16 protein-coding genes are annotated in these 25,792 nt (G+C 71.7%); 6 read left to right on the forward strand and 10 right to left on the reverse strand.

What is annotated here, in order from left to right:
• Positions 1-120: 120 nt before the first annotated feature.
• On the reverse strand, positions 121-1,257 hold the full coding sequence (locus ACIGG8_RS41465; RefSeq protein ID WP_396553758.1) for a tyrosine-type recombinase/integrase: 1,137 nt from the start codon (positions 1,255-1,257) through the stop codon (positions 121-123).
• 191 nt (positions 1,258-1,448) lie between these two features.
• On the opposite strand from ACIGG8_RS41465, the gene ACIGG8_RS41470 reads away from it, so the two are divergent.
• A complete protein-coding gene (locus ACIGG8_RS41470) occupies positions 1,449-2,582 on the forward strand; it encodes a Fic family protein (RefSeq protein WP_396553759.1) in 1,134 nt (377 codons plus the stop codon).
• 27 nt (positions 2,583-2,609) lie between these two features.
• On the opposite strand, the gene ACIGG8_RS41475 is transcribed toward ACIGG8_RS41470, so the two are convergent.
• The gene (locus ACIGG8_RS41475; RefSeq protein WP_396553760.1) at positions 2,610-3,467 is read right to left on the reverse strand and encodes a helix-turn-helix domain-containing protein; all 858 of its coding nucleotides are present in this window, start codon (positions 3,465-3,467) and stop codon (positions 2,610-2,612) included.
• Between the two features lie 461 nt (positions 3,468-3,928).
• Here ACIGG8_RS41475 and ACIGG8_RS41480 point away from each other — a divergent pair, with 461 nt between their 5' ends.
• From ACIGG8_RS41480 to ACIGG8_RS41500, 5 genes are all read left to right on the forward strand, one after another.
• A complete protein-coding gene (locus tag ACIGG8_RS41480; RefSeq protein WP_396553761.1) occupies positions 3,929-5,179 on the forward strand; it encodes a hypothetical protein in 1,251 nt (416 codons plus the stop codon).
• A gap of 553 nt (positions 5,180-5,732) precedes the next feature.
• Positions 5,733-6,164, forward strand: coding sequence for a hypothetical protein (locus ACIGG8_RS41485; protein WP_396553762.1), 432 nt, complete (start codon positions 5,733-5,735; stop codon positions 6,162-6,164).
• 2 nt (positions 6,165-6,166) lie between these two features.
• Positions 6,167-8,227: a hypothetical protein gene (locus ACIGG8_RS41490; RefSeq protein ID WP_396553763.1), complete on the forward strand. Its 2,061-nt coding sequence runs from the start codon at positions 6,167-6,169 to the stop codon at positions 8,225-8,227.
• A 47-nt stretch (positions 8,228-8,274) separates the two neighbouring features.
• Positions 8,275-9,045 carry a hypothetical protein gene (locus ACIGG8_RS41495; protein WP_396553764.1) on the forward strand — a complete coding sequence of 257 codons (771 nt, stop codon included), beginning with the start codon at positions 8,275-8,277 and terminating at the stop codon, positions 9,043-9,045.
• Positions 9,046-9,696: 651 nt separating this feature from the next.
• Positions 9,697-10,794, forward strand: coding sequence for an integrase core domain-containing protein (locus ACIGG8_RS41500; protein WP_396553765.1), 1,098 nt, complete (start codon positions 9,697-9,699; stop codon positions 10,792-10,794).
• A 230-nt stretch (positions 10,795-11,024) separates the two neighbouring features.
• Here the strand turns inward: ACIGG8_RS41500 and ACIGG8_RS41505 are convergent, their stop codons facing one another.
• The 8 genes from ACIGG8_RS41505 to ACIGG8_RS41540 all read right to left on the reverse strand — a co-directional run bounded on the left by ACIGG8_RS41505 (position 11,025) and on the right by ACIGG8_RS41540 (position 25,586).
• Positions 11,025-12,296 carry a TIGR02679 family protein gene (locus tag ACIGG8_RS41505; protein WP_396553766.1) on the reverse strand — a complete coding sequence of 424 codons (1,272 nt, stop codon included), beginning with the start codon at positions 12,294-12,296 and terminating at the stop codon, positions 11,025-11,027.
• 3 nt (positions 12,297-12,299) lie between these two features.
• Positions 12,300-16,415, reverse strand: a complete 4,116-nt coding sequence (locus ACIGG8_RS41510) for a TIGR02680 family protein (protein ID WP_396553767.1) — start codon at positions 16,413-16,415, stop codon at positions 12,300-12,302.
• Positions 16,412-17,590, reverse strand: a complete 1,179-nt coding sequence (locus ACIGG8_RS41515; protein WP_396553768.1) for a TIGR02678 family protein — start codon at positions 17,588-17,590, stop codon at positions 16,412-16,414. The genes ACIGG8_RS41510 and ACIGG8_RS41515 overlap by 4 nt, the downstream gene beginning before the upstream one ends.
• Positions 17,587-19,194 carry a TIGR02677 family protein gene (locus tag ACIGG8_RS41520; RefSeq protein WP_396553769.1) on the reverse strand — a complete coding sequence of 536 codons (1,608 nt, stop codon included), beginning with the start codon at positions 19,192-19,194 and terminating at the stop codon, positions 17,587-17,589. The genes ACIGG8_RS41515 and ACIGG8_RS41520 overlap by 4 nt, the downstream gene beginning before the upstream one ends.
• 329 nt (positions 19,195-19,523) lie before the next feature.
• A complete protein-coding gene (locus ACIGG8_RS41525; protein ID WP_396553770.1) occupies positions 19,524-20,888 on the reverse strand; it encodes an endonuclease domain-containing protein in 1,365 nt (454 codons plus the stop codon).
• A 661-nt stretch (positions 20,889-21,549) separates the two neighbouring features.
• Positions 21,550-22,725, reverse strand: coding sequence for a serine hydrolase domain-containing protein (locus ACIGG8_RS41530; protein ID WP_396553771.1), 1,176 nt, complete (start codon positions 22,723-22,725; stop codon positions 21,550-21,552).
• 115 nt (positions 22,726-22,840) lie between these two features.
• A complete protein-coding gene (locus ACIGG8_RS41535; protein WP_396553772.1) occupies positions 22,841-24,007 on the reverse strand; it encodes a serine hydrolase domain-containing protein in 1,167 nt (388 codons plus the stop codon).
• Positions 24,008-24,335: 328 nt separating this feature from the next.
• On the reverse strand, positions 24,336-25,586 hold the full coding sequence (locus ACIGG8_RS41540; RefSeq protein ID WP_396553773.1) for a valine--pyruvate transaminase: 1,251 nt from the start codon (positions 25,584-25,586) through the stop codon (positions 24,336-24,338).
• Positions 25,587-25,792 lie beyond the last annotated feature (206 nt).

Below are 25,792 nucleotides of genomic sequence, written 5' to 3' on the forward strand. Positions count from 1 at the left end.
TGGTTCATATCGGGGCTTTTCTAAGGCCTTTCTGGCGCCTACTGCTTGATGTGGAGTGACTCGGGCCGCCTCGAAGTGGCTCGGCAGCGGCCATTTCGAGGCGATGATGGTCACGGTGTGTTACCAGCGGCGGGTTATCTGGCCGTTGCGTTGGAGCTTCTCGAGGTGATGAGTGAGGGCTTGGCCAGCTTCCAGGATCCGGAGCACGTCAGGGTGGAAGTAGCGCTGGGTGGTGGTGATGAGCCGGTGTCCCGCGATTTCCATGAGGATGTGCGGAAGGAATCCGGCGTCGGCCATCCAAGTGAGCCCGGTGTGGCGCAGATCGTGGCGTCGTAGGTGCTCGTAGCCAAGGTCGCTGGTGACCTCGTCCCAGTGAGTGGCGTCGCGTAGGACGGCGGTGCTGATGCGGCCGCCGCGCGGGCCGGTGTAGAGGCGGGCGTTGGGGTCGCCGCGGGTGGCCTGCATCCGGCGGGCGATGAGCGGGCGCAGCGGCTCGATGATCGGGATGAAGCGGGCGATCCGGCCTTTGGTGTGCTTGTCGACCAGGCCGCCGGGTGCGGGGGTGGTCTGTCGGCGGCAGGTCAGGAGCCACTTGTCGGTGTCGACGTCGCGGGCCCGAACTCCGGAGACCTCGCCGATCCGTGTGGCAGTGCAGGCGCTGTGGACGACGACATCACCCCACCCGCGATAGCGGTTGTACGAGGCCGCGACCAGGGCATCGGCGAGTTCGGTGAGGGCGTCCCAGTCGCGCAGTGCGAGGGTGCGGGGGTCTCGCAGTTCGTCCTCGGCCTGCTGGAACTGGTGCTGCCAGCCGGTGATGTGGGCGGGATTGCGGTCGAGGAGGCCATCCACGATGGCCTCCTCGAAGATGCGAGAAAGCATGGCGAGGGTGTTCTTGATCGTGGAGCGGCTGCAGCCGTCGGCGATCCAGCCGAAGACTGCGGCAGTGATGAGTGCGGTGGTGATCAGGCGGAGGGGGAGGCGCCCGAGCTCGGGCTCGATCCGCAAGTGCCAACCGGCGAGGTAGGGGACGTGTGTGGTGGTTTCCAGGCCGGCCAGGATGGCCGAGAGGCGGAGAGTGACGTAGTCGTCCAGCGGCATGGAGGCCAGGGACGGGAGGACAGGGCTACCGGTGGCATCGGCCAGGATGGTCAGCCATTGGGTGACCAGTGTCGGGTCGAGCCCATTGTGGATGGCCCCTGCCAGGAAGCTGGCCCAGGCGTGCGTCTGGGCCGGGGTGACCTGGGTGGACAGCAAGCGGCGGCCGGTAAGCGGTGAAGTGTGGTATTGCGAGCGCCGGGCTCTAGCCGGAGCCGGAGGGCCAGCGGCTGTTATCTCGCCGAGCGGATCCGGGGCGGCTGATTCCCAAGGGTTTATTGAAGTACTCATGCACCATGGTTGCGTCAAACTTCCTTGACTGCTTGATGCCGTCATGGTGTCATTACTTCATGCTCTATGGTGTGCCGTCGCTGCAGGACATCGACCAGTCCGTCCTCGCGGAGATCGACGAGATGCGGGACCGGTTGCGTATCCATCTGCGTACCTCACGTCGCTGGGAAGGGCAGCTGCGGCGCAACCTCACGGCGCGGGCGATCGCCGGATCGAACACGATCGAGGGCTATGCCGCAAGCGTGTCGGACGTCGAGGACATCATGGTGGGCGAGGCGCCGATCGATGCGAACGACACCGTCACGGCCGAGATCGAGGGCTATCGGCAGGCGATGACATACATCCAGCGCCTCGCCGAAGCGGGCGATGACTTCGCCTACAGCAAGGGCCTGATCAACTCGCTGCACTTCATGATGCAGGGCCACCACCTGCTCAAGCGGCCCGGCTGGTGGCGTACCGGGCCGGTCTACGTCACCTCCGCCGAGGATCCGACCATCGCTGCCTACACTGCCCCTGATGCCCAACAGCTGGCGGGCCTGACCGGCGAGCTGGTCGAGTGGCTGAACGAGGGAGACCTCGACGCACCGGGTCTGGTGCGCGCATCGATGGCGCACCTGAATCTGGTGTCGATCCACCCGTGGTCGGACGGCAACGGGCGGATGTCCCGCGCCCTGCACACCCTTGTCCTGGCCCGCGAAGGGATCATGGCGCCGGAATTCTCCAGCATCGAGGAATGGCTCGGCCGGGCCCGCAACACCTACCGCTACTACGACATCCTCGCCGAGGTCGGCGGCCCGGTCTGGACTCCCGATCGCGACACCCTGCCCTGGATCCGGTTCTGCCTGCGCGCCCACCACCAGCAGGCCCAGAGCGTCGAGCGCCAGGTGAACACCACCCGCGAGGTCTGGACCGCACTCGACGAAGCCGTCGAGCAACACGGCTGGCCCGACCGCATGCTCTACGCCCTCTACCCCGCGGCCATGGGCAACCGCCTGCGCCGCGCCACCTACCAGGCCGACGCCGAACTCAGCGAACAGCAGGCCCAACGCGACATCCGCGAACTCGTCCGCGCCGGCTGGCTCACCGCCAAGGGCGAGGCCCAGGGCCGCTACTACACCGCCGGCCCGGACCTCCCGGATGCGATCACGCGCGGCGTTCGCGAGCCCAGGCCACTGCGCGACCCCTACGCATGACCCAGCAGGTGTGGGGGATACTCGATCTCACCAGCGTCGGCCTCGGGTTCTTCCGTTGCTCGGCCGGTACGCGTCCTTCACGATCTGCGCGAGGTCGTCCTCGCTGAACATTCGATGGCTGCCGATCTGCCGGTGTGGGACTCGACCGGCGGCGGATTCCGAACGCAGCCAGGCGACGCCGACGCCGAGGCGTTTCGCGGCTTCCGTGACGGAGTGCAGTAGGGGTTCGTCGCTCTTGGGCTTGTCGTCGGTCGAGCAACCTGTGGGCGTGTGCTGGGGCAGCCCGGTGGGCAGGTTGAGCGCGGCCGCCTCTGCGGCGGCGAGTAGTACGCCGAGTCCACGCAGGCGAGCTCCGTCGCCGAGTCCGTCGTTGGGCCCGGGCAGGCCCAGGGCGCGGCGGGCTTGTGTGGCCGGATCGTCGGAGGGTAGCAGCAGGGAGGCGAGCCGATAGTCCTCCTCGGTCATCGGAGCCTTGGCTTCGAACGCCTTGAAGAGACGCAGTCGTTCGCTCTGCAGCGCGCCTTTGTCCAGGCTCCGAGTGCTCTCGCGCAGTTCCTCCCAGCTGGCGTGGGCCTGCACGGCGGCCAGAGCGTAAGAGGTCACATCCGTACCAGGGTTGGCCTTCACCCGGCGGTGCTGGTAGCAGACGTCCATCCCGGACTCGACCGGGACCTTGCAGGGGAAGCCGTAGAACGAAGCGACCGGTTCGGGACAGCGTGGCCTGTCACTGGCGAGTGAACGGTCTGTTCCGGCCCGGATCTGGCGGATCTGCTCCGCCGCGTTCTTCAACGCCGGTTTGGGGACACCCCACGCCTTCGCGGCCTCCAAGGGGCTCAGGTGATCCAGTCTGTGCATGCGCTCGATCGGCGTTCCTGCGCCGTCCATGGGCAGCCCTCCGTAGTTGTCAGAGGATGTATCGTTCCCGCCGCGCAATGCTGCTGTCCGGGGCTGACCGAGCTTGGTCGGCATATGCATGAGGGCGCCCGCTCATGGTTCCTGTTGGCTCGTTCTCCAGCGAACCCTATTCGTGGCTGGTCGTGGAGTGGTCAGTGGTGTACCTGCCCATGACGCACTGGCCGAGCGGTCACGTTCTGTGGTCGATGGGTGGTTGACGTGGATGGCGCTGCGATCGCTCCGCAGTGGCCTCTTGCCGTGCCACCACACCTGTTCGAAGCCCCATTGCCTACGGCCTCTCAACCTGGCGGAACCAAAGCTGACTTGATCGGAACGGCCCTCCGTAACTACTCACGCGCCCGAGCCACGCCACCGGACCCACCTCGCTCCAGGCTGTACTGACCTGCCGCGACAGCGATCTCGCGCACCGAGCAGCCCAGTTGCTGCGGAAGGTGCTCACCTCCGCCCCAAAGACCTGGCGGGCGGTGTCGATGGAGCAACTCTGCGCGCAGCTTCCGGACGCTCCGGCCGCCTCCCTCCGGCAGGCCGTCACGCACGCGCTCGCTCGGACCTGGCCCGCGGTTGCCGGATCGCTCATCGACTGGCGCGGGCTGTCCGAGGACACCGCGCAGGGCGCGGGAGACGAGGCCGACGACGGTGGGCACCAGGAACGGGAAGCCCGAACGCCGTACGACGCGCGCCTTCGCGAGCTTGCGGGCCCGGTCGTGCAGATCGTTACACTGCGCGAGTACCACGTTTACGACCCCGAATTGCTGGTGAGGACGGCTGCGGCGCAAGGCTGGGCGCCGTTGCCGGCGGAGGAGCTGGATGACGACGACCCGAACGACGTAGTCGGCGCGGTCATGTGCCTCAGCAGTCGCGACGAGGTGATCGACGGCGCCGACAACGTCACCGACCAGAGCACCGGCCACCGGCTGCGGGCCGAGGACGGGGACGAGGTCGCCGACTGGAGCCCCAAGCCCGTGACCGCTGAGTTCGGCGCCGGCTGGCGACTCTCCACAAAGGAGGCCAAAGGCCGGACCATCAGCACAGAATGGGGGGAAGTCCCGGACTTCGCAGCGCTGTTCGCGGCGACCGAGCATGACTGCGACGACGAGGAGTGCGACGACTGCGCCTGGCGGCTCACCCCGCGTACCGCTGACCTCCTGCACAGCGCGCTGTGCGGCCTGGCCGACCAGGCATACGACGACGCGGAGGCATTTGGGGACGAGCCCGTCACGGTCGAGGACAAGGGCGACTGGGAGTTCTTCGCCCGGTTGCCCAAGCTCACCCACGGCTGCGACCTGCAGTGGCGCCGCCGCATGGCCAGGGCCCTGGACGACCTGACCGACGACCTCGAACACGGCCGCTGGCCCGAACCGACCTGTACCGCTGAGGAACTCGCCCTCCACCTGGCCCTCCGGGAGGCACCGAGTTACCTCGACGAGGTCGAGGACAATGAGGAGAGCCTGCACCGTAAGCTCCCCGTCCACGACGACGACTACGACTTCGACACCTGCAAGGACCTGTTCTTCCAGGACGCCGACGTGCTGATGCTCTACAGCCCCCGCTTCGACGGGATCGAGGACCCTGACGACGACGCGAACCGTCGACTCGGCATCGGAGACCTGCGCCCGGCAGCATGGTTCGAGTCGTTCGACAACGTCGAGGCGCGCGACCCCCACCGTGGCTTCCGCCGCTGACCGGGGCCACCGCCACCTGTGGGCCGGAAGGGCGGCCGAGCCGTCGGTCCACAGGTGGTCACACTCCTGTGACTGGTGTGACAGTGGGCCTCATGGCCGGACCAGCGCAAGCCCGCTGGCTTCCAGCACGGCTGCCCTGCCAGCGGGCAACAGCCTGCCCGGCTCACCTTGTCCTTGGCGGGAGTTGCGCGATTCAGAGCGATCGAGGGTCTGGGGTCGGTGGGACAGCCGCTGTCATCTGGGGAGCGGGCGGCAGGGCAGGTCTTCTCAGCCCGACGCTGGATTCGCGCCACTCTGGGGCTGCTGCCTCGTGCCGTGGTCGGGCTTCCGACAGTCGAACAGCACGGGCGTGCCCGTGGTCGAAGACTGTGTATGCGTCGACATACCTGCCGTGCACAGGATTCGAACGACGGCGGGGACGCGCCGGCGGCAGGTCGGCGCTCCGGGAGGGCGGGATCCGGTCGATGTGCACGATCGGCTTGTGCGGCGTCACATTCCGTTCGCATCCTTTCGTGGCGCGGCCCATCGCGTGAGGTCGGACGAGAGGTGAGACATGGGTGCTGCCGAAATCGACGTGATGGACCTGGCGACACGGGCGTCCGAGGCGCTGGCCGTGGAGGTGGCACGGTCCGGGTGGGGTCTGGTCAAGGAGCGGATCGCTCGCTTCCTGACGCGCCATGAACCCGAGGCCGCGGAGCGGCAGCTGGCGGACCTCGATGCTGCCGCGGAGAACGGCTCGGACGGCGACGGAGCACACGATGCGCTCCGGGCACAGTGCTTCTGGCAGCTTGGAGCCTGTCTGCAACGCAACCCCGACGCGGTTGAGGAACTGGAGCAGCTGCTCGTCGAGCTGGGGGACGGAGGCAGGACAACGGGCTCCGTGATGAACGCGAACGGCAACACCGGCAGCGTCGTCATCCAGGCAAGCGGCAACGTGAGCACGGGGCAAGGTTCCATCGCTGCCTCAACTTGGCCTAAGCGGTGACGGTGGAACAGCCCTTGAAGGAGCCGGGCCCTGGCACGCCCGGAGTCCAGCGCGCCGACGGCAATCACCGGTCGGTGATCGTCCAGGCCCAGGCCGCCAGCGGGGCCAGCGTGCTCGCCGTGGTCAACATCCATGAAAAGGAACTGCTTCCGGTTCACCCCGTCGATCCGTCGGTGATCTCTGCGGTGCGGCAGGCATGGGTCAGGACGAGCCGCGACGGCACGGAGGTGCTCGCCGCAGAGCAGACCCGTGATGTGCTCCTGCGCGAAGGCGGTCTGGCGGTCGTTGGCGGAGACGGCGGCGACGGGCGTTATGCCATCGCCGTCCGGTCCCTGGTCCTGCTGGAGAAGCCGCGCCGCAGCGAAGGAAGACCCTCGCTGCGGCTGTGGCAGATCACACCGGACTGGGATCCGCCGGACACCAGCCTGCTCCCGATCGAAGAGAACTGTGGGTACTTGCTGGACGTCTCTGCCGAGATCGCCGACTGGCCGAAGGAGATGCCCTCGAAGCTGGGCGACTACGGTCGCCGTCTCGCGCAGGTCGGTTCCTGCCTGGTCGTGATCGCAGGCCGTGACGGCTGGCCCACCATGGGCCCTGAATCCGCGGTGCTTGTGCGGGCACGGCCGCCGGCCCCTCTGGACCTGGTGAGATCGCACCTTGGGCTGTACCACCGCCGCCCGGAACTCCTCGAGCGGTTGCAGCCCGGACATGAGCCCCAGGAGCACGAGCAGGACCTCGCCCATCTCGTAACCAAGGGCATGCATCCGGCCGACGCTGCCGAACTCGCCCGGCTGCTCGCCGACGCGGTAGAAAGCGAGGAGAAAATCTCCGCGGCCGTCGAACGGTTCACCGGCTGGAAGGACTACATCACAGGCTTCTTCGGCCGGACCGTCGAACGCCCGGAAGATCGCGCACTGCTCCTGGCCGCGGTACTCCTCGAAGGCGCCAGTCCCTCTCAGGTGCACCAGGCGGCCCGCGACCTGCTTGGGGACTCGGACAACAACAGCGTGCGCGACGCATTGTCGGGCCTGGACCTGGGGAGCCGCCTGCGTGAGGCAGGAGCCAACGTCAGCGACAACAAGGTCACCTTCACTCACCGGCCCGGCTACGGCTACGCGGTCCTCAAACACATCTGGACCGAACTCGCCAACACCCAGAGCCACATCAGGCAGTGGATCGCACGGATCACAGCCACGGGCGAGATCGGGGCCGACCGGCTCGGCACCATCGCCGACCTGCTGGCGAAGCTGGCGGCCGAGTACAACGACAGCAGCGTGCTGCCCAGCCCCACGACCCGGGGCGGCGGCGCCCCCGCCGCACTCAGCCGTGGTAGCGCCGCCGCCCTCATGCTGTCCTCCGCCGCCCGGCACCCTGTCCTCGGCGCGGAAGTGCGCAAACAGCTGCGCGAGAATTGGGCACCGAGCCGGGACCAAGAGGTCGCCAGGGTCGCCGCACTGGTGTGCCAGGGTGCCTTCGCCGAGCAGTTTCCTGGCCAGGCCCTGGTACGCCTCCGCCACGTCCTCGCTCGCGACGTGGAGGATCAGGCCAACGAGGAGGCCGGACAGGCCATTCGCGCCCTGGTGAGCGAGCACGGCAAGCTCGCTGTGACCTGGGCGGCGGTCAACGACTGGATCGGACCGCCGGACAGCAGCAGCCCCGCCAGGGCCGGCCGCTCGCGCGCCGGCCGGCGCGCGTTCCTCGCCTTGGCGGACCTGACCACCGACCCGAATCCCACGGAGCTCCTGCTCGCCGCAGCCCGCCATGACGAGTCCGTCACCGACGAGATCGTCGCGGCCTGGAATGCCACCCTGCCCGACTCGTCACTCGCACGCACCTGCGAGAGCAGCCTCACTGCTTGGGCCGAGGCCAGCATCGACGGACCCCTGCCGGCCGACCAAGTCCTCGAGCTCATCGAGCGGGTCGTCAGCGGCCGCATCAGCCTAGACCCGGTTGCCGCCGTCGTCATCGGCCGCGAGGTCAACACCGAGTCGAAGGCCATGCGCGAGTTCCGTCGGCGCCTGATCAGCCGCCGCTTCCCCGCCGCCCGACCAGAGCCGTCGTGAGAAGTGACCAGCCGACCCGCGCACAGCGGCGGGAACTACGGCGCGCGGTGACCGCATTCCCGGCCGTCCTGCCCACCCAGTACCCGGACATCGCTTTCACCGCCGAGATCACCGCCACCACCTTCCCCGACCAGTTGCCGGGCCACGACACGGCGGGCCTCGCGCGGCTGGTCCGCACCACGCTCCGCCGCGCCGCCGTGGATGCCGCCGCCCGGCTGGACCCGGCCGACCTGCCAGGCGCCCAGGATGCGTTGGCCGAGCACCTGGCCGGTTGCCGCCCGCTGCCCGGGCACCCTGACGTCATCCTGCAGGCGCAGATCACCGCGGTCCTGGACCCCACGGCCACCGAGGCCACCGCCGTACTGATGCGCGCCCGCCGCAGCCAGGCACTGGAGGACACCGTCTTCCTCCAGGCGGCCAGAGCCCGTGCTCACGCACTCGCCGATCCGGCGATCCTGGCCGCCGCCCTGACCATGCCCGGCACGGGAACCTGGGCGGAGCACCTCAAGGACTTCAAGTTGACCGACGAGAGCGCCAGGACCAACTTCATCAAGGCCCTGACCAACCTGTCGCAACTGCTGGCGACCGCCCGGGCTCCGGCCACCGGTCCGGCCGACCTTCAGTTCCTGGAGATCCTGCGCACGTTCTTCTCCCGCTTCGAGCAGCTGCACCAGCGGCGCATGCTCCTCGCCTTCACCTCCGACTACATGCGCAAAGCAGGCCACCGCGACCTCGCGGACGGCCTCGACGCGCTCCTCGAGCCACCTGGCCCGGCCGACCCGACGGAGGGATCTGGCCTGTCGGAACCGGCAGGATGAGAACCACCGTCCTGCGCTGGGTGCTTGCCCCGCGAACCAGCTGGTGCGCCTGGCGCCTCACACGGGCGGCCGGCGGACAGATCGACTTCGACACAGCCTGGAGGGCCGTCCGGGTCAGGCGGCACCCCGACGAGACCGAGTTCCGCGCTCATGGCCACCGGCCTCCCAAGAAGCCTCCGGATCCGTCTGCGCGGTCGGCCCGGCGGCGAAGCCTCGACTGACAACACCCGTCGCTCCTGTGCGAGAGGCCCGCAAGCACCATCGCGTACGAGAGGTCGGCAAACTCATTGGCGAGCGCGAACCACCAACCCCGTCACGGTGACGGGTCGGCATCGGCTGAGGATAGGGGCGCCCTGGCCGAGCGGGGCACCGACTACGGCGTTCGTCGGCCGGCGGGTGGCACCGACCAGATACTGCCCGCTACGGCTCTCCATCATCGCTCGAATGAATGTGGACAGGTTAATAGTCGGGTGGAGAGCATTCGGGTCCCCTTGCCGCGCTCGCGACGACCGCTTGGGAGGTGTGTTCGGGCGGTCAGAAGCGGAAACCGAACAGGCCTGCTCCTGCCGAAAACCTCATCCGGGGCCTGTGACCTGCGCATTCTCGCGAACGGCCAAGGGTGCCCGCATGAGCGTGCCAGGCTGATGGATCGTGCTGCTGAGACTGGCGTACCTGGGCGTGACCAATGGGTTCGCGATGCTGCGTCTGCTGCCGATGAGCGACCGCGACAAGGATGTGGAGATCCTGGCCCTGCGCCATCAGATCGCGGTGCTGGAACGGCAGCTGGGCGGGCAGCGGGTCCGGTTCGAAGCGAGCGACCGGGCATTCCTTGCGGCACTGTTCCACCACCTGCCGACGCAGGTGCTCCGCCGGATGCGGCTGCTGGTACGGCCGGACACCGTTCTTCGCTGGCACCGCGACCTGGTCGCCCGCCGTCACGCTGCCCGATCCCGCCCCAAGCGCGGAGGGCGGCCGCGTACCGTACGCTCCATCCCCGCCCTGGTCCTGCGCCTGGCCGCAGAGAATCCGGGGTGGGGGTACCGCCGCCTTCACGGCGAGCTTCTCGTCCTCGGCGTGAAGGTGGCCGCGTCCACGGTGTGGGAGATCCTCCAGAAGGCCGGGATCCCGCCGTCACCCGAGCGGGCCTCCACCACGTGGGCGGACTTTCTGCGGTCCCAGGCCGACGCGCTCCTCGCGTGCGACTTCTTCGAGACAGTCACCCTGTCCGGGGCCCGGTTGTACGTGTTCGCGGTGATCGAGCACGCCGGCCGCCGCATCCGGGGCCTGGGCGTGACCGCGCATCCGACCGCGGCCTGGGTGGCCCAGACGGCGAGGAATCTCGCCATGGATCTTGAGGACGCCGGCTGCCGGGCCCGCTTTCTGATCCGGGACCGGGACGGGAAGTTCCCGCAGCTGTTCGACGAGGTACTCAAGGACGCGGGCATCGAGGTGGTACTCAGCGGCGTCCGGATGCCGAGAATGAACTCCATCATGGAGCGCTGGGTACAAACCTGCAGGCGAGAACTACTGGACCGGACATTGATCTGGGACCAGCGCCATCTCCTGCACTCCCTGCGCGAGTTCGAGACGTTCTACAACGGGCACCGGCCACACCAGGGCATCGCCAACGCCCGCCCACTCCACCCACTCCCCCAACCGATCACCGATCCAGGGCAAATCGCCCGCCTCGACATACGACGACGCGACCGACTCGGCGGCCTCCTCCATGAGTACCAACATGCTGCCTGATCAGAGCGGATGACGTTTTCGGCAAGGGCAGTGTGTCCGCTTCACCAAGAGCCATCGTCGGTCCCGCCCCGTCCGAGCCAAGTGCAAGGAACCGGCCTGGCACACGCGCTACGCGGTCCGCTCCGGCATCGCGGGCACCATCTGTGAGAGTTCGCCCACGGCATGGCGTGCACTGGAACACATCGCCGTTGACGAACCTGCCGGTGTGCGCGCTGCCGTTCGGGAGGCTCTCAAGGCCGCACGGCATGTCGCCGGAGGTCGGCGAGCAGCTGGTCGAGCACCTGCTCCTCCTCGACGCGGATGGAGTGCTCGGCGAGTGCCGGGGCGAGTGCCGGGTTCCAGGGGCTGGGGGCCGGGGTGCCGGTGGTGAGCGGGGTGCCGAGACCCCGATCGACGGCGGCGAGGTAGGAGGGGGCGTCGTACCGCCAGGGCGTCGCGCCGGGCAGGCGCAGGACGTCGGCGGCGATGCGGATGCCGCCCCAGTCGAAGTCCCCGTGGTAGGAGATCGGGCAGCTCTGGTCGGCGATCCGGGTGAGCAGGGTGCGCGCGGCGACGGAGAGGTTGCCCTCGACGCAGATCAGCGGCGGGCAGTCCGCTCCCAGGTCGTCGGCGGCGGCGGCGAGGACCGCGGGGTTCTCGCAGACGTACACCCGCGTGCGCTCGTCGAGACCGAGTGCGGGCGGCCGTCTGGCGAGCTGACGGAGCGTCAGCAGGCAGGGCTCGCCGCCTTCACGGGCGGCGGCGAGGACGCGGCCCGTGGTGTCGGCGGGCGAACCGGGCAGGCCGAGGGTCAGGACGCGGGAGGAGAGCTCGTCCAGGGCCACGCCGACGGCGGCCCAGGCGGCGCGGCGGCTCGTGGCGCCGGACATCGCGTCGGCGGGCACGGCGGCGAGTGCCCGGACGGCGGAGTGGACGAGCGCGGCCAGCGGGCGGCCTTCGTCCAGCGCGTGGGCGTCACCGAGGGTGCGGGCGGAGAAGACGGGGAGGGTGAGGCCGTCCGCCGGCAGCCGGGAGAGCGCCTGGGCCGCGTCGGCGGCCAGCCGGCGGGCTGCCGCGGGATCGCCTCCGGAAATCCGCTTGAGGAGGCCGGTCGCCTCCGCCCTGGCTCGCCAGGAGGCGAGTTCGGGCCGCCCGTCGATGGCAGGGTGGTCGAGTTCGGCCCAGGCCTGCCGCCAGGCCGCCGCCAGGCGGGCGTCCTGGGCCCGCCGGTCGGGGACCGGGCCGGCCAGCGCCACCACCGCCGCCGCGAGGCCGTCGGGGCAGGCCAGGGAGTCGCGCAGCACCCGGTCGACCTCGGCCAGGGGCACGGTCAGCGAGGTGCCGGCGCGCAGGCGGCGGCCGAGCAGCAGCTCGACCGCTCGGCGCTGTTCGGCGGTGGCGGCCTTGAGCGTGGCGGAGGCGCCCAGGGTCCGCCCGGTGGCCAGCCGGTCGCGTGCCCGGTCCAGCAGCCAGGCGGTCTCGGGGCCGCCGAGCAGGCGGCGCAGTCTCGGCAGGTCGGTCACCGGCTACTCGCGGTCGAGGAGGGAAGGCTGTGCCTGGTCTTCGGCGGCCTTCGGGGTGGGGATGTACGGCACCGGCCGTTCCTCCCGGGTACGCGTGGCGCCGTCCCAGTGCCAGGGAGTGACGAGGACGGCGTCGATCCCCTCGCGGCGGCTCAGCTGGGCGATGCCGATGCCGGGCACGGTCGGGTAGCAGGCCCACTCCCGTTCGCTGGTCATCACCACGTCCAGGTCAAACGAGGCCAGCAGCCCCAGGCACTTGGCCCGGGAGTCATCGTCCACGCCCGCGAAAGCCTCGTCGAGCGCGATCAGGCGCGGGGCGTGCGGGTTGCCGGAAGAGTAGTGCGAGGAGGCCGCCGCGAACAGCGGGACGGAGGCGGCGAGCACCCGTTCTCCGCCGGACGCGGGACCGGTGGCCGGCTTCCACTGGCCGTCCTGGCGGCGCTGGATGGTGAAGGAGTGCCAGCCGCGGTAGTCCAGGGCGCGGGTGAGCTGGTCGGCCCAGGAGTCGGCGGGGTGGTCCTCGCGGTCCTGGGCGATCCGGGCCTGGAGGAACGCGCCGACCTGCGCGCGGTCGGCCGGCGTCCAGGCGTCCGAGGACTGGCGCAGCAGGCGGACGCGGACGGCTTCGAGACCGGCCGGCGCGTCCTTGGCGGGCTGCCACTGCAGGCGCAGGGTCATGCCGGTCGAGGTGGGGCGGGCCGCCAGGTCCTGGTTCATCGCCGCCACCTGCTCCTCGGCCCCGGCGATCAGCTCCTGCAGCGCTCCGGCGACCTCGCCGACCAGGTGGTTCTCCAGCAGTTCGCGTTCCTTGGCGGAGAGCAGCAGGCCGCGCTGCTCGACCTCCTCGCGCAGCGAGTCGGCGAGGGCGGGCACGTCGTGGGTGCGGCCCTGGAAGACCACGTCGACGATCATGATGCCGTCGTGCAGAGTCATGCCGACCGAGTGGCCGTGGCGGCCGAGTGCGTCGGTGAGCACCTTGTGCTCGGTGGAGATCCTCTGCTGGACCAGCTCCCAGCGGCGGTCGGAGTCGTCCGTGCCTTCGAGCTCCTGGTTGACGGCTCGGGCCAGTGCCACGGCCGGAGTGGGCAGCCAGGGTTCGTCGAGTGCCGGGACGGCGGTCTCCGGCAGTGCGGCGGCGAGCAGGCCGGTGGCGGTGAAGGAGCGCAGGGCGGTCACGGCGCGGTCGCGTTCGGCGGTCGCCTCCTCGATCCGGGCGCGGATCTCGCTGCGCCGGCCCTCCGCCCGGGCACGGGCGGTCATGGCGGCGTCGCGGGTGCGCCGGGTGGTCTTCTCCTCGGCGTCCCGTGCTGCGATCGCGGCATCGGTCTCGGCCAGCCGGCGGAACAGTTCCTCGACGCTCGCGCCGACGGTCTCGGCCAGGACACGGTGGCGCTCGGTGGCCGCATCGGCCGTCCGGCGGGCGCCGGTCTCGGCGTCCTCGGCCTCGGCGAGTGCGCCGGCGGCGGCCTCGGCTTCCGCTTCCGCCTCGGCGGCGAGGACGGCGGACCGTGCCCGGGCGGAGGCGGCCGGGAGCAGCGCGGCGAGGGCGGCGGCGTAGCCGGAGACGGCGTCGCGCACGAGGTCGAGCTGCTCGCGGTCGGCGGGCAGGTCGGTGCCCTGGGCGTAGTCGCCGGCCTCCTGGTTGGCGCGGACCGCGTCCTCCTGCCGGGCGGTGGCGTCCTGGGTCGCCTCGCCGAGGCGTTCCGTCAGGCGGCGTACCGCCTCGGCCTCGTGGCTGTGGCGGGCATGTGCTTCGCGCAGCGCGTGGTCGGTGGGTTCGCTCTGCTGCTCGCCTGCCAGCGTGGCGGCGCGGGCCCGGACGGAATCGCGTTGCCGGTCCAACTCGGTGAGGTGATCGGTGAACTCGTCCCGCTGCGCGGCGAGTTCTGCGAGCCGGGCGCGGCGGGCGGCCTCCCGGGCGCCCTCGCCGATGTAATGGGCGGTGGGCTTGGTCCAGCGGCCGACGAGCGCGCCGATCCGGTAGCGGCCGTCGGCGGCCACCCAGGTGTGGTGATCGCCCTCCGCGTCAAGGCCGGTCGCGCCGAGGCCGATCGCCCCCAGGGCGGCACGGACGGCGGTGTCGGCGAGGGCGGCGGCCAGTGGGTCGGCCCGGTCGACGGCCGGACGCAGGACGGAGGAGAGGCCGACACCGGGGGCGGCCGGGCCGGACAGCAGGACGGCGTCGGCCGCGTCGAGCAGGCTGCCGTCCGGGGTGAGCCAAGCGTCGAGCAGCCCCGCGGCCTCCAGCGCGGCCTCGATCCCGGCCCGCTGCTCGGCCGGCACGCCATCGGCGAAGTCGACCACCCGCCACAGCGGCGCTCCGGGGCGGTCCGCGCGGGCCTGCGGGTCGCGGGTGCGCGCCGGCGGAGGGGCGTCGTGGCCGCCGGACTCCAGGCGGGCGATCTCCTCGTCCACGGCGGCGAGTCGGTGCCGGGCGGCGGCGTGCGCGGCGTCGAGCTCCGCCTCCCGGCGGGTGAGGGCGCCCGCAGCGGTGCGGTGGGCCTGGGCGGCGGCCTCGGCGGCCGGATTGGGGCCGGAAAGGGTGTCCGTCCAGGTTTCGAGGGCCGCGAGGACGTGGTCGGGTTCGGGCAGGTGCAACTCGACCGTACCGGCGGCCCAGGTGCGCCAGGCCGTGACGAGGTCCGTGCCCCGCTCGGTGATCGTCTGCGCCGCCCCGGCGGAGCGTTCCCGGGCGGCCTCCAGGTCGGCGGCGCGGCGGGCGGCTTCGGCCTGCGCGGCGCGGGCCTGCCCGTGGGCCCGCTCGGCCGCGGCGAGCAGCGCGGTGAGGCCCGTGACGGCCTGGCGACGGCGTTCGACGGCCCGTTCGCCGGCCCGGCGGGTGTCCGAGAAGGGCTCGCGGTCCCGTTCCAGGGCCTCGGCCACGGCCGGGTGGTCGATGCCTGCCGCTTCGGCGGCGCGGCGGGCGGCGGAGCCGGCCTCGGCGAGGGCGGCCTGGTCGAGGTCGTGCTGGGCGTGCGCTCCGGCGGCGCGGCGCTGCCAGTCGTCGGCCTGGCGGCGGGCGGTGCGGCAGGCGGCGGCGCGGTCGTCGGCGGCGGCGCGGAGCGCCTCGGCGGCCTTGCCGGCCTGTTCCAGCTCGCGGGCCGCGTCCATCTCCGGACTGCGGTTCAGGGCGTCGCGGGTGGCGGCCAGGGTCGCGGCGCTGGTCTCCAGCTCTGCCAGGCGCGCTTCCGTCTGCGTCAACTGTTCTTCCGCGGTGGCGTGTTCGGCTTCGGCCTCGCCGAGATCGCGGCCGAGGTGCTCGTACCGGCTGTGCGCGACGCGGAGCACGCCGGCCTGCCGCTTGGCGGCGATCTGCGCGTATCGGCGGTAGTGGGTGAGGAAGTCGGCGGCGGCGCCGGACGCCTCGGCGAGCGCCTCCAGCGCGTGCCGCTCGTCGTCCAGGCCGCGGAACGCCTCGGCGACCTCGCCGACCAGGGCCGGATCGAGTGGCGGCAGGGCCTCGGTGAGGGCCTTCGACAGCAGCTTCTCGTCCGGCTTCTTCGACAGCTGCGGCTGGCGCAGCTGGATCAGCAGGTTGACCAGGGCCTCGTAGCGGCCCTGGCCGAGGCCGAAGAGCTGCTCGTCCACGGCGCGGCGGTACTCGGCGGCGGTGTCGTGCACCAGGCCGTGGCCCTGGAGCGCGTCGCGCAGCCGCTCCCGGGTGTACGGGACGCGAGTGGCGGACAGCAGCGGCAGCTCGGGGCCGACGCGCAGGGTGGTGGTGAAGAACCAGTGCTTGGCGATGCCGCGGCCCTTGACCGCCTTCAGGCCGCAGCCGATGGTCCGGTACCGCGGTCGGCCGTCCTCGCCGATCCGGCCGAACTCCAGCCAGGTGTAGCCGGTGCGTTCGTCGTTCGGGTGCTTGCCGCCGAGCAGCAGGTTCCACTCCATGCGCTTGGCGCGGTCGCCGTCCGGCTCGACGCGGTGGGCGGCGAGTTCACCGTCGAGGAGGAAGGGCAGCGTGAGGGCGAGCACCTTGGACTTTCCGGTGCCGTTGTTGCCGCGCAGCAGCAGTCGCCCGTCGTGGAAGCGGAACTCCTCGGCGTCGTAGTAGAAGATGTCGACGAGCCCCGCGCGCAGCGGCTGCCAGCGGTTCTTGGTGGGCTGCGGCAGGGTCATGAGCGGGGGCGGGCCTTTCGGATGGTCGGGGCGGCCAAGGCGTAGCGGACCAGTGCTGGCTTTGCGGTGACTCGTTCGCCGTCCCGGGTGACGAGGTCGAGGGCGGTCAGCCGGTCCAGCGCCTGGGCGAGCAGCTCGGCGGCGGCCGCGGGCTCGGCGGCGGTCTTCCGCCAGTACGAGCGGTGCTGGACGGCCAGTCGCCGCACCAGCTCGACCAGTTGCGACTCGGTGCGGGGGCCGTCGGCGGTCGCGAGGTGGGCGGCCACCAGCAGGGTGGCATGGCCGTCGGTGCCCTGCTCGGGCATCCGGACGTCGGTGAGCTCGTCCTCCGGGTCCGCCATGGCGATCCCCTCGGTGCGCGACTCGGCTACCAGGCCGGTGAGTTCGGTGATCCGGCGGGTGATCGCGTGGCGCTGGGAGACCAGGTAGGCGTGCTCGTCCTCGGGCAGCTCGGCGTAGTACACCACCGGGTCGTCCAGCAGTCTGCGGGTCAGCCGGTGGCGCAGTGCGCGCAGCCGCAGCTCATCGGTGTCCGGCGCGACCTCGGCGGTGAGCGCGGTGAGACGGTGGCCCGGGTCGGCGGCCTCGACGGTGGACGGGCCCCGGGTCGCGGCGAGCAGCGTGGCCAGGACACGGCGGCGGACGTCATAGAGCACGTCGTTGGATGCCTCCGACAGGTACGCCTCCTCGTCACCGGCCACCCGGTGCAGCACTCCCCACTCCAGCAGCAGCCGGACGGCGGCCACCAGGTCGGAGCGCTCCTCCCGGCGGTCCATCCGGAACTCGATCCCGGCGGCCGCCAGCACGGGGTCGGCCGCCGCCGTCAGCACGCCGTCGGCCAGCCGGCCGAGGGTGATCTGCGCGTCCGCCCGCTCCAGCGTCGCCAGCGCCAGGCAGAGCACCACGTACCGGCGGCGGGTGAACGGCACCTTGGTGCGCGGGGCGCGGGCGGGCCGGGTTGCGTCGTCCAGACGGGCCGGCGTCTTGTACAGCCGCGCGGTCTCGGTGTCGACCACCAGCCGCCAGCCGGTCTCCTGGGTGAACCAGGCCGCCAGTTCGCCCGCGTGCTTGCGCACCAGCCGGAAGGCGTCGTCGCCACTGGTCATCAGCGGTGACGCCAGCAGCGCGCGGGCGGCCCGCCGGCGCTCGGCCCGGAGGTCGTCGTGGCCGGTCATGCCGCACTCCCGGCGGGCGCGAGGTCGATGATCTCGATGACGTGCTCGGGCCCGTGCAGCACGCCGTCAGCCGTCGGGATCCGCACCACCGTATCCGGGTCCACCAGCTTCAGCCGGACCTCCATCGTGCCGTCGCCCGTGATCGCCGAGGACTCGCTCTCGCCCGGCATCCGGGCCGAGAGCGCGTCACCGAGGACCGCGAGGAACAGCCGGAAGGCGTGCGGGTCGAGCCCGTCCGGGCCGGCCAGCTCGGAGAGCAGGACCGGGCCGTCGGTGGCCAGCCGGGCCCGGGCGGCGGCGGTCTGGGCGGTCTCCAGCTCGACCTGCTCGGCCAGCACCTGCCGCGCCGCCGCACGGTCGGCGACCCGGTTGGGCATGCCGCGCCGTTCGTACGAACCGGTCTCGCGCAGCCGGGGGCTGATCTCCAGCGGCGGGGCCTGCGCCCAGGGTGTGCCGGCCGGAAGATCGGCCTCCTGCCAGGCGGTCTCGGTGGCGGTGTCCACCGTCAGGTGCCGGGCCGGGGTGAGGGCGAAGGCAGCCCGCCAGAGCCGGTGCGCGGTGGCGTCGTCCGGGGCCTGCGCGAAGAACCGGGCCAGCGCCCGGAAATCGGCCGACCGGTCCGAGCGGCCACCGCGCCGTTCGTTCAGCGCGGCCACCGTGTTGACGAGCGCGGTGATCGCGCTGACCGCCGCTCCGCGCAGCAGCTTCGCCTGGGAGGGCTGCCGGCCGGAGCGGCTGAGGAACCAGTCGGTGAGGCCCCGCCAGCGGTTCTCCCAGGCCGTCAGCGCGGCGTTCGCCGCCGCCGCGCGGGCCTGCTCCGTCTGATGACCGTCCTGGTCCGCCCCCCGTACGGCATCCGGCAGGGCATCGCCGGCTTCGCGCTGCGCGGAGGCCAGCAGCAGCCGCTCCACACCGGCGGCGTTCAGCCGGTCGAGCAGGTTCGCGATCTGCGCGCCGCGGTTCGCCAGATCGGCGATGAAGCGCTCGATGTACTCGACCAGGCGGTCCTTGTACGCGATGAACGCCGCCTCGTCGCCGTCCTGGAAGTCGATGGTGCGACGCAGTGAGGCCATGAATGCCTGGGCGTTGTCCGCGAGACTGCTGAACCGCTCGGCGATCTGGAGCAGCAGTAGATGTGCCTTCCCCGGATCGGGATCGGGGTGCTTCGCCAGGACGAGCAGCGACCCCAACTGCTCGGCGATGTCAGCCAGCGCGACCGACTGCAACTGGCCGCGCTGGCCCAGCGCATGCTCGTACACGGCGAGCGCGCGCAGGGCCGCCTGGCCGTGGTGGGTCAACTGGTAGAGGTAGCGGGCCCGGTGGAAGTCCTCGACCGACGTCACCCGGCCGGTGTCGGCGTCCGCGCGGAGATTCCCCCAGCCGACCAGCTGCTCCAGCGCGCCGCCGACCGCCTCGATCGGCACGATCGCCGAAGCCAAGTCCTCCGCCGTGTCCCGGCGCAGCTCGGCGGCGACGTCCTCCGGCCGCAGATGGACGATGAATCGCTCCCGCGCCTGGGCGAAGACCGCCAGGACCTGGCCGTAAAGGACCGCGTTCGGAGCCTGGAGGTAGGCGAACGGCTGGGGGTGTGGAGCGCTGGACACGCGCTCCAGTCTCGCAGATCCGGCTGCCTGCGCGGGCGGGAGCGAGAAACTCGGTTGACCGGACTCCAGCCCGGGTAGGATACCGGACTCCGCGGCGGTGATCTCTACCACCCCGTGTGACTGGGAGCGTCGTTACGAGGCGCGTCGTGGCCGTTGGCTTCGCCGACCTGCATCTCGGCGTTCGCGGTCGACCAGCACGACCCGGCCGTCCCGCGCGGACCGCGCCGTGCCCGATCCGGACCGCGCCCCAGGTGCCGTTCCAGTCCATGCGCGCCGCGCGGCGCCACCGGCGACCCCCGTCACCGTCCGATGCGCATGCCGCCCTTGGCTCAGAACATCATCAGGCCCTCGCTGCTGGTGTCGGCGATCACGGGCCGGAACTGTTGGGCGGGGATGCCGTCCAGGCGGCCGGGTCCAGCCGCGGCAGCCACGGCAGGGGCGGTGACGGCCAGCCAGGTACGGAACCGTTCGGCGGCTTCGCGGTAGGGGACCTGTGCCAGGACGCGGTGTTCGCCGGAGGGGCAGAAGTCGACGGCGACGGTGATCAGGCAGGAGCCGGGCGCGTTCTGGCTGCCCGTCCAGGACGCGCGTAGCGCACCGCAGGGTTTGCGTCCGCGAGAGCTGCCCGGGGCGCGGTGGGTCGGGCGCAGCGACTGGCCGGCCGTGTGGGCGGTCCATGCGGCCAGGTGTGGCAGTGGCAGTGTGGTGCGGGCGCGGCAGCCGGGGCAGCGGTGCCAGTGGCGGAGCCAGGTGTCGGCGTGGGTGTGGAAGAGGCGGGTGTAGCGGTCGCCGACGCGCACGTCGTTGCTGTACAGGTGGTCGGGTCGTTCCTGCGTGTTGCAGGACTGGCAGACGGGGGCGCGGACGTAGCCGTGTTCGTGGCAGTGGTCGAGCACGGCAGCGGGTGCTGTCCGGCAGACGGCGCATCCCCACGCGGCGACCTTGCGGGAGAAGCCGTGCTTCCTGCTGAGCGCCGCGTACAGGTGGCCTTCCAGCTCTCCGTTGTACGGGCGCAGCCCGGTGGTACGGCAGCCGGGGCAGATGGTCCGCGGGCCGTCGGCGGTGTGGACGCGCCACTGGTCGAAGGGCCGGTCGGTGACGGCCGCGCATTCCCGGCAGGTCCGTGCGGCTCGGAGCCACTGGGTTTCGGCGTGCTCGGCCGCGTCCAGCACCCTGACCACGGCCCGTGGCAGCCACCATGTTCGCGCCGTCCGGTCGCGGGTGCGCTCCACGAAGGTCCGGCGCCAGTCGATCCCGCACAGATGGTGCACCTGGCCGTTGTCGTGCCGTGGTGCGGGCCGGTGGTTGCCAGGGCTTTGTGCGCCGGTTTGCTCCCGGGCGATGCGCTGACGCCACCGCAGTGTGGGTGGGTCGTTGCGCTCCGAACTCAGGGAGCCACGGAAAGGACCGACGCGGACCAGGTCATCCAGGTCCACCTCGACCGCGTTCAGCTCCGTTGCCGCCCGCCGTACGTCGGTCTCGTCAACGCTCCACCGGCCGCCCGGTCCCCTCACCGTCGTCACCGCGCGTTCGCCGAGCAGTACGTACCCGGCCCCAGGATCAGCAGGGGAGCGGCTGAACGCCCCGGAAGCCGTCGGCACAGCACTGCCGGCCGTCAACTTGACCCACAAGGCGTCCGCGGCGGCCAGGGCGAGAAGGCCGCCCGAGTGGCGCGGGATGGCGCGGTGTGGCATACCCGGCAGGTTAACGGGCAGCGCTGACATCCGCACACCCGAGTGCGACGGCCGTCCAGCGCCCTGGTGTCGCCCGTCGCCATCCGAATGGCGCCCGGCCGAGGCCAGCGACTGGGCCAGGCGCGGACCGGCCCACCACCCCGGCATGAACGCGGACCTGGCGTTCGCCGGACCGGGTGCGCGGCTACGACTGGGAGCTGGGGGTCAAGGGGGCGCAGGTTCAAATCGTGTCGTCCCGACTTTGAAATCGGTTGTGAGAGACGGTACTTGGGAAACCGAGTGCGGCTCCTTCGTTCGCCCTGTCGGCTGCTGGTCGCATGGTGGTCACCGGGAATCGTCGGCCAGGGTGCTGATGGTTCTTCCTCGCGGGCCGCTGGTATGCGGGCGGTTGCCGGTGGGGCGCGGGTTCTGGTGCCGTCGATGCCCGACTGGACGGCCTCCTCTACCTGTTCACCGGGGCCCGGATCCCGCTGGAGGACACCTGTGACCACCTCCTCGCCAGGTCTGTCCGATGGCTGTTGGACGCCCGCTCCGGCACCGGAGGGTGGTCTTCTACCCGGCTGCCCGCCGGAGGGGCCGAGCCGCTCGGAGGCGGGGTCGTCGGGGAAGGCGATCGGCGCGATGTGCTTCGGAGGGCCGGGTGCGGCGGGGGTGAGGGGAGTCAGCGGCAGAGGGCTGCGTCCAGGGTGTCGGCCATGTGCTGCGCGCCGACCGCGTCGGGGATGGTGGTGACCGTGATGGCGGCGGCGCGGCCGTCGTCGGTGACGCCGTTGCGGGAGCGGTAGCCGGGGGAGGTCCCGCCGTGGCCCCAGGAGAGGCCGCCGCAGGAGAGCGGCCTGCTCTGCAGGCCCAGCCCGTAGCGGACCCCCGGGCCCAGGAGTTCGGCGGGGACGGTGGTGCGCATCTCGGCGAGCTGTGCCGCGGGCAGGAGCCGGCCGCCGAGGAGCGCGGTGAAGAACGAGATGAGATCGGTGTTGGTGGAGACGATCGCCCCCGTCGCCCAGGCCATCGAGGAGTCCATCCCGGTGTAGTCGATCGGGGGCGCGTCCGGCGAGCTGCGGTAGTAGCCCTGAGGGTGGGCCTCGTGGATGCCGGTGTCCCCGGGGACGGGGAAGTAGGTGTGGCGCAGGCCGATGCGGTCGATGACGCGCTTGGTGATCTCCTCGCCGACGGGCCGTCCGGTGACCTTCTGGATGAGGAGCCCGGCGACGATGTAGTTGGTGTTGCTGTACTCCCAGCTGGTGCCCGCGGGGAACCTGGCCTTCTGGGCGAGGGCGCCGTCGAGGAGGTCGCGGGGCTCGAAGTAGCGGTACTGGATCGCTGCGAAGTCCGAGAGCGCGGGGGCGTCCATGTACTCGGGCAGGCCGCTGGTGTGCTGGAGCAGTTGACGGACCGTGATGTTGCGTCCGTCGATGCCGTCGCCGCGGAGCAGGCCGGGGAGGTAGGTGTCGACGGGGGAGTCCAGGCCCACCTTTCCTTCGGCGACGAGCTGGAGGACGACGACGGCGGTGAAGGTCTTGGTGTTGCTGCCGGCGCGTATCTGCCCGTCCGTGGGGACCTTGGCCCCGGTGGTGAGGTCGCCGACGCCGGCGGTGTAGGTGCGGGTGCGTCCGTCGCGGCCCTTGACGGAGGCCAGTGCGGCGGGCATGCCGTCGTCCTTCACCAGGGCGTTCAGGCCCGACTGGACGGTGTCCGGCCTGCCGCCCGCGAACGCCGCGGTCGGTGCCAGGGCCGTGGCCGTCACGACGCCGGCGGCTACGGCGGCCACGGCCGCCGCCAACCCGCGCCGGCCGCGGCGGCGTCGGTCGGCCCGGTTGTGCTGTACGTACTCGTTCACGGAGTGACTCCTTTGCTGGAGGGGGGAATCGGTGGGACGAGCGGGTTCTGCGCGCAGGTGCGTGCAGAACCCGCGGGTCGTACCGGTGCGGACGCTCAGGCCGGATCGGGGAGGGTCAGCGGCACAGGGCGGAGTCCACCATGGCCGCCACGTGCTGCTTGGGCGCTTCACCCGGGATGGTGGTCACCGCGATGCTGACGGCGCGGCCGTCATCGGTGGCGCCCCCGGCGGTCTCGTAGCCCGGGATGGTCCCGCCGTGGCCCCAGTACAGGCCACCGCACGACAGCGGCCGGCTCATCAGGCCCAGCCCGTAGCGGGTGCCCGGACCCACCTCGTCGGCGGGGACGGTGGTGCGCATCTCGGCGAGCTGCGCCGCGGGCAGGAGCCGTCCGCCGAGGAGTGCGGCGAAGAACGAGTCGAGGTCGGTGTTGGTGGAGACGACGGCGCCGGCCGCCCAGCCCCAGGACGGGTCCAGTTCGGTGTAGTCGCGCAGCGAGCCGTCGGCGTCCTGGTTGTAGCCCTTGGGGTGGGCCTCGTGGATGCTCATGTCCCCCGGGACGGGGAAGTAGGTGTGGCGCAGGCCGATGCGGTCGACGATGCGCCGGTTGACCTCCTCGCCGAGCGGCCGCCCGGTGACCTTCTGGATGATCAGGCCCGCCATCAGGTAGTTGGTGTTGCAGTACTCCCAGCGCGTGCCCGGGGCGAAGTGGGCCTTCTGGGCGAGGGCCGCGTCGAGCAGTTCACGCGGTTCGTAGTACCGCTTCGGACTGGTGAGGATCGCGTCCTTGTTCACGTATTCGGGCAGGCCGCTGGTGTGCTGGAGCAGTTGACGGACGGTGATGTTGCGTCCGTCGATGCCGTCGCCGCGCAGCAGGCCGGGGAGGTAGGTGTCGACGGGCGCGTCGAGGGCCACCTTTCCTTCGGCGACGAGCTGGAGGACGACGACGGCGGTGAAGGTCTTGGTGTTGCTGCCGGCGCGTATCTGCCCGTCCGCGGGGACCTTGGCCCCGGTGGCGAGGTCGCCGACGCCGGCGGTGTAGGTGCGGGTGCGTCCGTCGCGGCCCTTGACGGAGGCCAGCGCGGCGGGCATGCCGTCGTCCTTCACCAGGGCGTTCAGGCCCGACTGGACGGTGTCCGGCCTGCCGCCCGCGAACGCCGCGGTCGGTGCCAGAGCCCCGGCCGTCATGACCCCGGCGGCCACGGCGGTCAGGACCGCCACCGCCCGGTGTCGGCTGCCCCGGCGGGAGAGCGGGAAGCGGCTGTGCGGTGCGTGCTCGTACACGAAAGGACCCCTCCGATGAATGGCGCCGGTGATTCCCGGCCTTGGTCAAGAGGACCATTCGGGGGAGGGGGAGTTCGTCCGCACCCGGGACGAAACGTGCCCGGGAGCAGGCTCCGGGGGTCGCAGCCGGCCAGGACCGTGCTCCTGGCCGTTCGGCGCCGGTCGGCACCGAACGGCACGGGCCGTGGGTGCGTGGCACGGCCGGGGCCGGCCCCGGTGCGAGGCCCTGGCGAGCCGGGGGTGCCCGCCGCCCCGCTCCACGGCAGCGCCGGTGGAGGCGGTGGCGGCGGTGGGGCGGGTGCTCGACACCGCCCACGGCCCGGGTGGGTCAGGGGCAAAGGGCTCGGATGGCCTTGGCGATGCGGGTGATGCCCTCGGTGAGAGTGTCCTGGGCGGGGCTGAGGCTGACGCGGAAGCAGCGGGTGCGGTGCGGGTCGGCGGGGCCGTCGGGGAAGAAGTGGCGGCCGGGGACGATGAAGACCTTGTCCTGCTTGAGGCGTTCGTAGAGGGCCATGTCGTCGAAGCGGTCGTCGTCGATCCAGAACCAGCAGAACATCCCGCCGTCGCCGGCGTGCAGGCGCCAGGGCACGGACTCCGGCATGACCTCCTCGAAGAGCTTCTCGGCCAGGCGGCGGCGCTCCTGGTAGAAGGGTGAGACGGTGTGGGAGATCAGGCGGTCCAGGCGGCCCGAGGCCAGCGCGCGGGCCACCACCGACTGCTGCAACTGGGGGGCGTGCAGGGCCGAGTTGGCCAGGAAGGAGACCATCGGGGTGATCCAGCGCTCGGCGCCGATGGCGAAGGCGATGCGCTCGCCGGGCAGGCCCGCCTTGGAGAGGGTGAAGCAGTTGATCACGTGGTCGTCGAAGGGCGGGGGCGTCAGGGTCGGCGCGATCCGGGGGAACGGCTCGCCGTAGGCGTGGTCGAGCAGGAGCGGGACGTCCCGTCGGCGCGCGAGGTCGACGAGGGCGTCGAGTTCGGCGGCGTCGACCGCGCGGCCGGTCGGGTTGCCGGGGCTGGACAGCAGCAGCATCCCGGTGTCGGGCTGCGCCTCCAGCGCCTCGAAGTCGAAGGCGTAGCGGAAGCGGTGGGAGCCTTCGGGGACGGGCGTGGCGGGGACGCCGACCACGCCGCCCGGGTGGAGGCAGAGGCCCTGGTAGCCGGTGTAGTCCGGGGACATCGGCAGGACGACCTTCGTCCCGCCGGTGCCGGCCGGGCCGGGGCCGGCGAACAGCGCGGCGGCGGTGAAGCAGAGCATCTGGCTGCCGGGGCCGACGGCGACGTTGCGCGGGGTGAGGGACCAGCCGTACCGGGTGTTGAAGTAGTCGGTGATCGCGTCCACCAGGGCGGCCGAACCCCGGGACGGTCCGTACTGGCAGCTGGCCGAGGCGAAGTCCTCGGTCAGTGCCTCCTCGGTCAGGCTCCGCCACTCGGCGATCGCGTCCGGGATCGAGGCCGGGTTGCCGATGCCGAGGTTCAGCCAGTCGGCCGGGCCCGAGGCCGTGCTGACGGCGATGTCCTCCATGATGCTGCGGAGGCCCGAGAGCGTGGCCATCTTGCTGCCGATGAGGGACAGCGCCATGTGGAGGTTCCCTTCTGGGGGCGGGAGGGGGAGGGCGTGGTGGAGGGGACGGAACGGGACGGGAGAGGAGGGGCGGCCGGGGGCCCGCGGGGGGGGCCGGGGCCCCCCCCGGGGGGGCGGGGGGGGGGGGGGAGGCCGCCCCATCGGCCCCCCCCGCCGCCCCCGGGGGCGCGGGGGGCGGGGGGGGGGGCGCGGGGGGGGCCCCC

The sequence above is a fragment of the Kitasatospora sp. NPDC085464 genome (assembly GCF_044541955.1).
Lineage (GTDB): Bacteria > Actinomycetota > Actinomycetes > Streptomycetales > Streptomycetaceae > Kitasatospora.

What these genes read in the sequence shown, in the direction of transcription:
- ACIGG8_RS41470 (WP_396553759.1), top strand. Translation starts at nt 1,449, where the DNA reads ATGCTCTATGGTGTGCCGTCGCTGCAGGACATCGACCAGTCCGTCCTC.
- ACIGG8_RS41475 (WP_396553760.1), bottom strand. Translation starts at nt 3,467, where the DNA reads ATGGACGGCGCAGGAACGCCGATCGAGCGCATGCACAGACTGGATCAC.
- ACIGG8_RS41485 (WP_396553762.1), top strand. Translation starts at nt 5,733, where the DNA reads ATGGGTGCTGCCGAAATCGACGTGATGGACCTGGCGACACGGGCGTCC.
- ACIGG8_RS41510 (WP_396553767.1), bottom strand. Translation starts at nt 16,415, where the DNA reads ATGACCCTGCCGCAGCCCACCAAGAACCGCTGGCAGCCGCTGCGCGCG.
- ACIGG8_RS41515 (WP_396553768.1), bottom strand. Translation starts at nt 17,590, where the DNA reads ATGACCGGCCACGACGACCTCCGGGCCGAGCGCCGGCGGGCCGCCCGC.
- ACIGG8_RS41525 (WP_396553770.1), bottom strand. Translation starts at nt 20,888, where the DNA reads ATGCCACACCGCGCCATCCCGCGCCACTCGGGCGGCCTTCTCGCCCTG.
- ACIGG8_RS41540 (WP_396553773.1), bottom strand. Translation starts at nt 25,586, where the DNA reads ATGGCGCTGTCCCTCATCGGCAGCAAGATGGCCACGCTCTCGGGCCTC.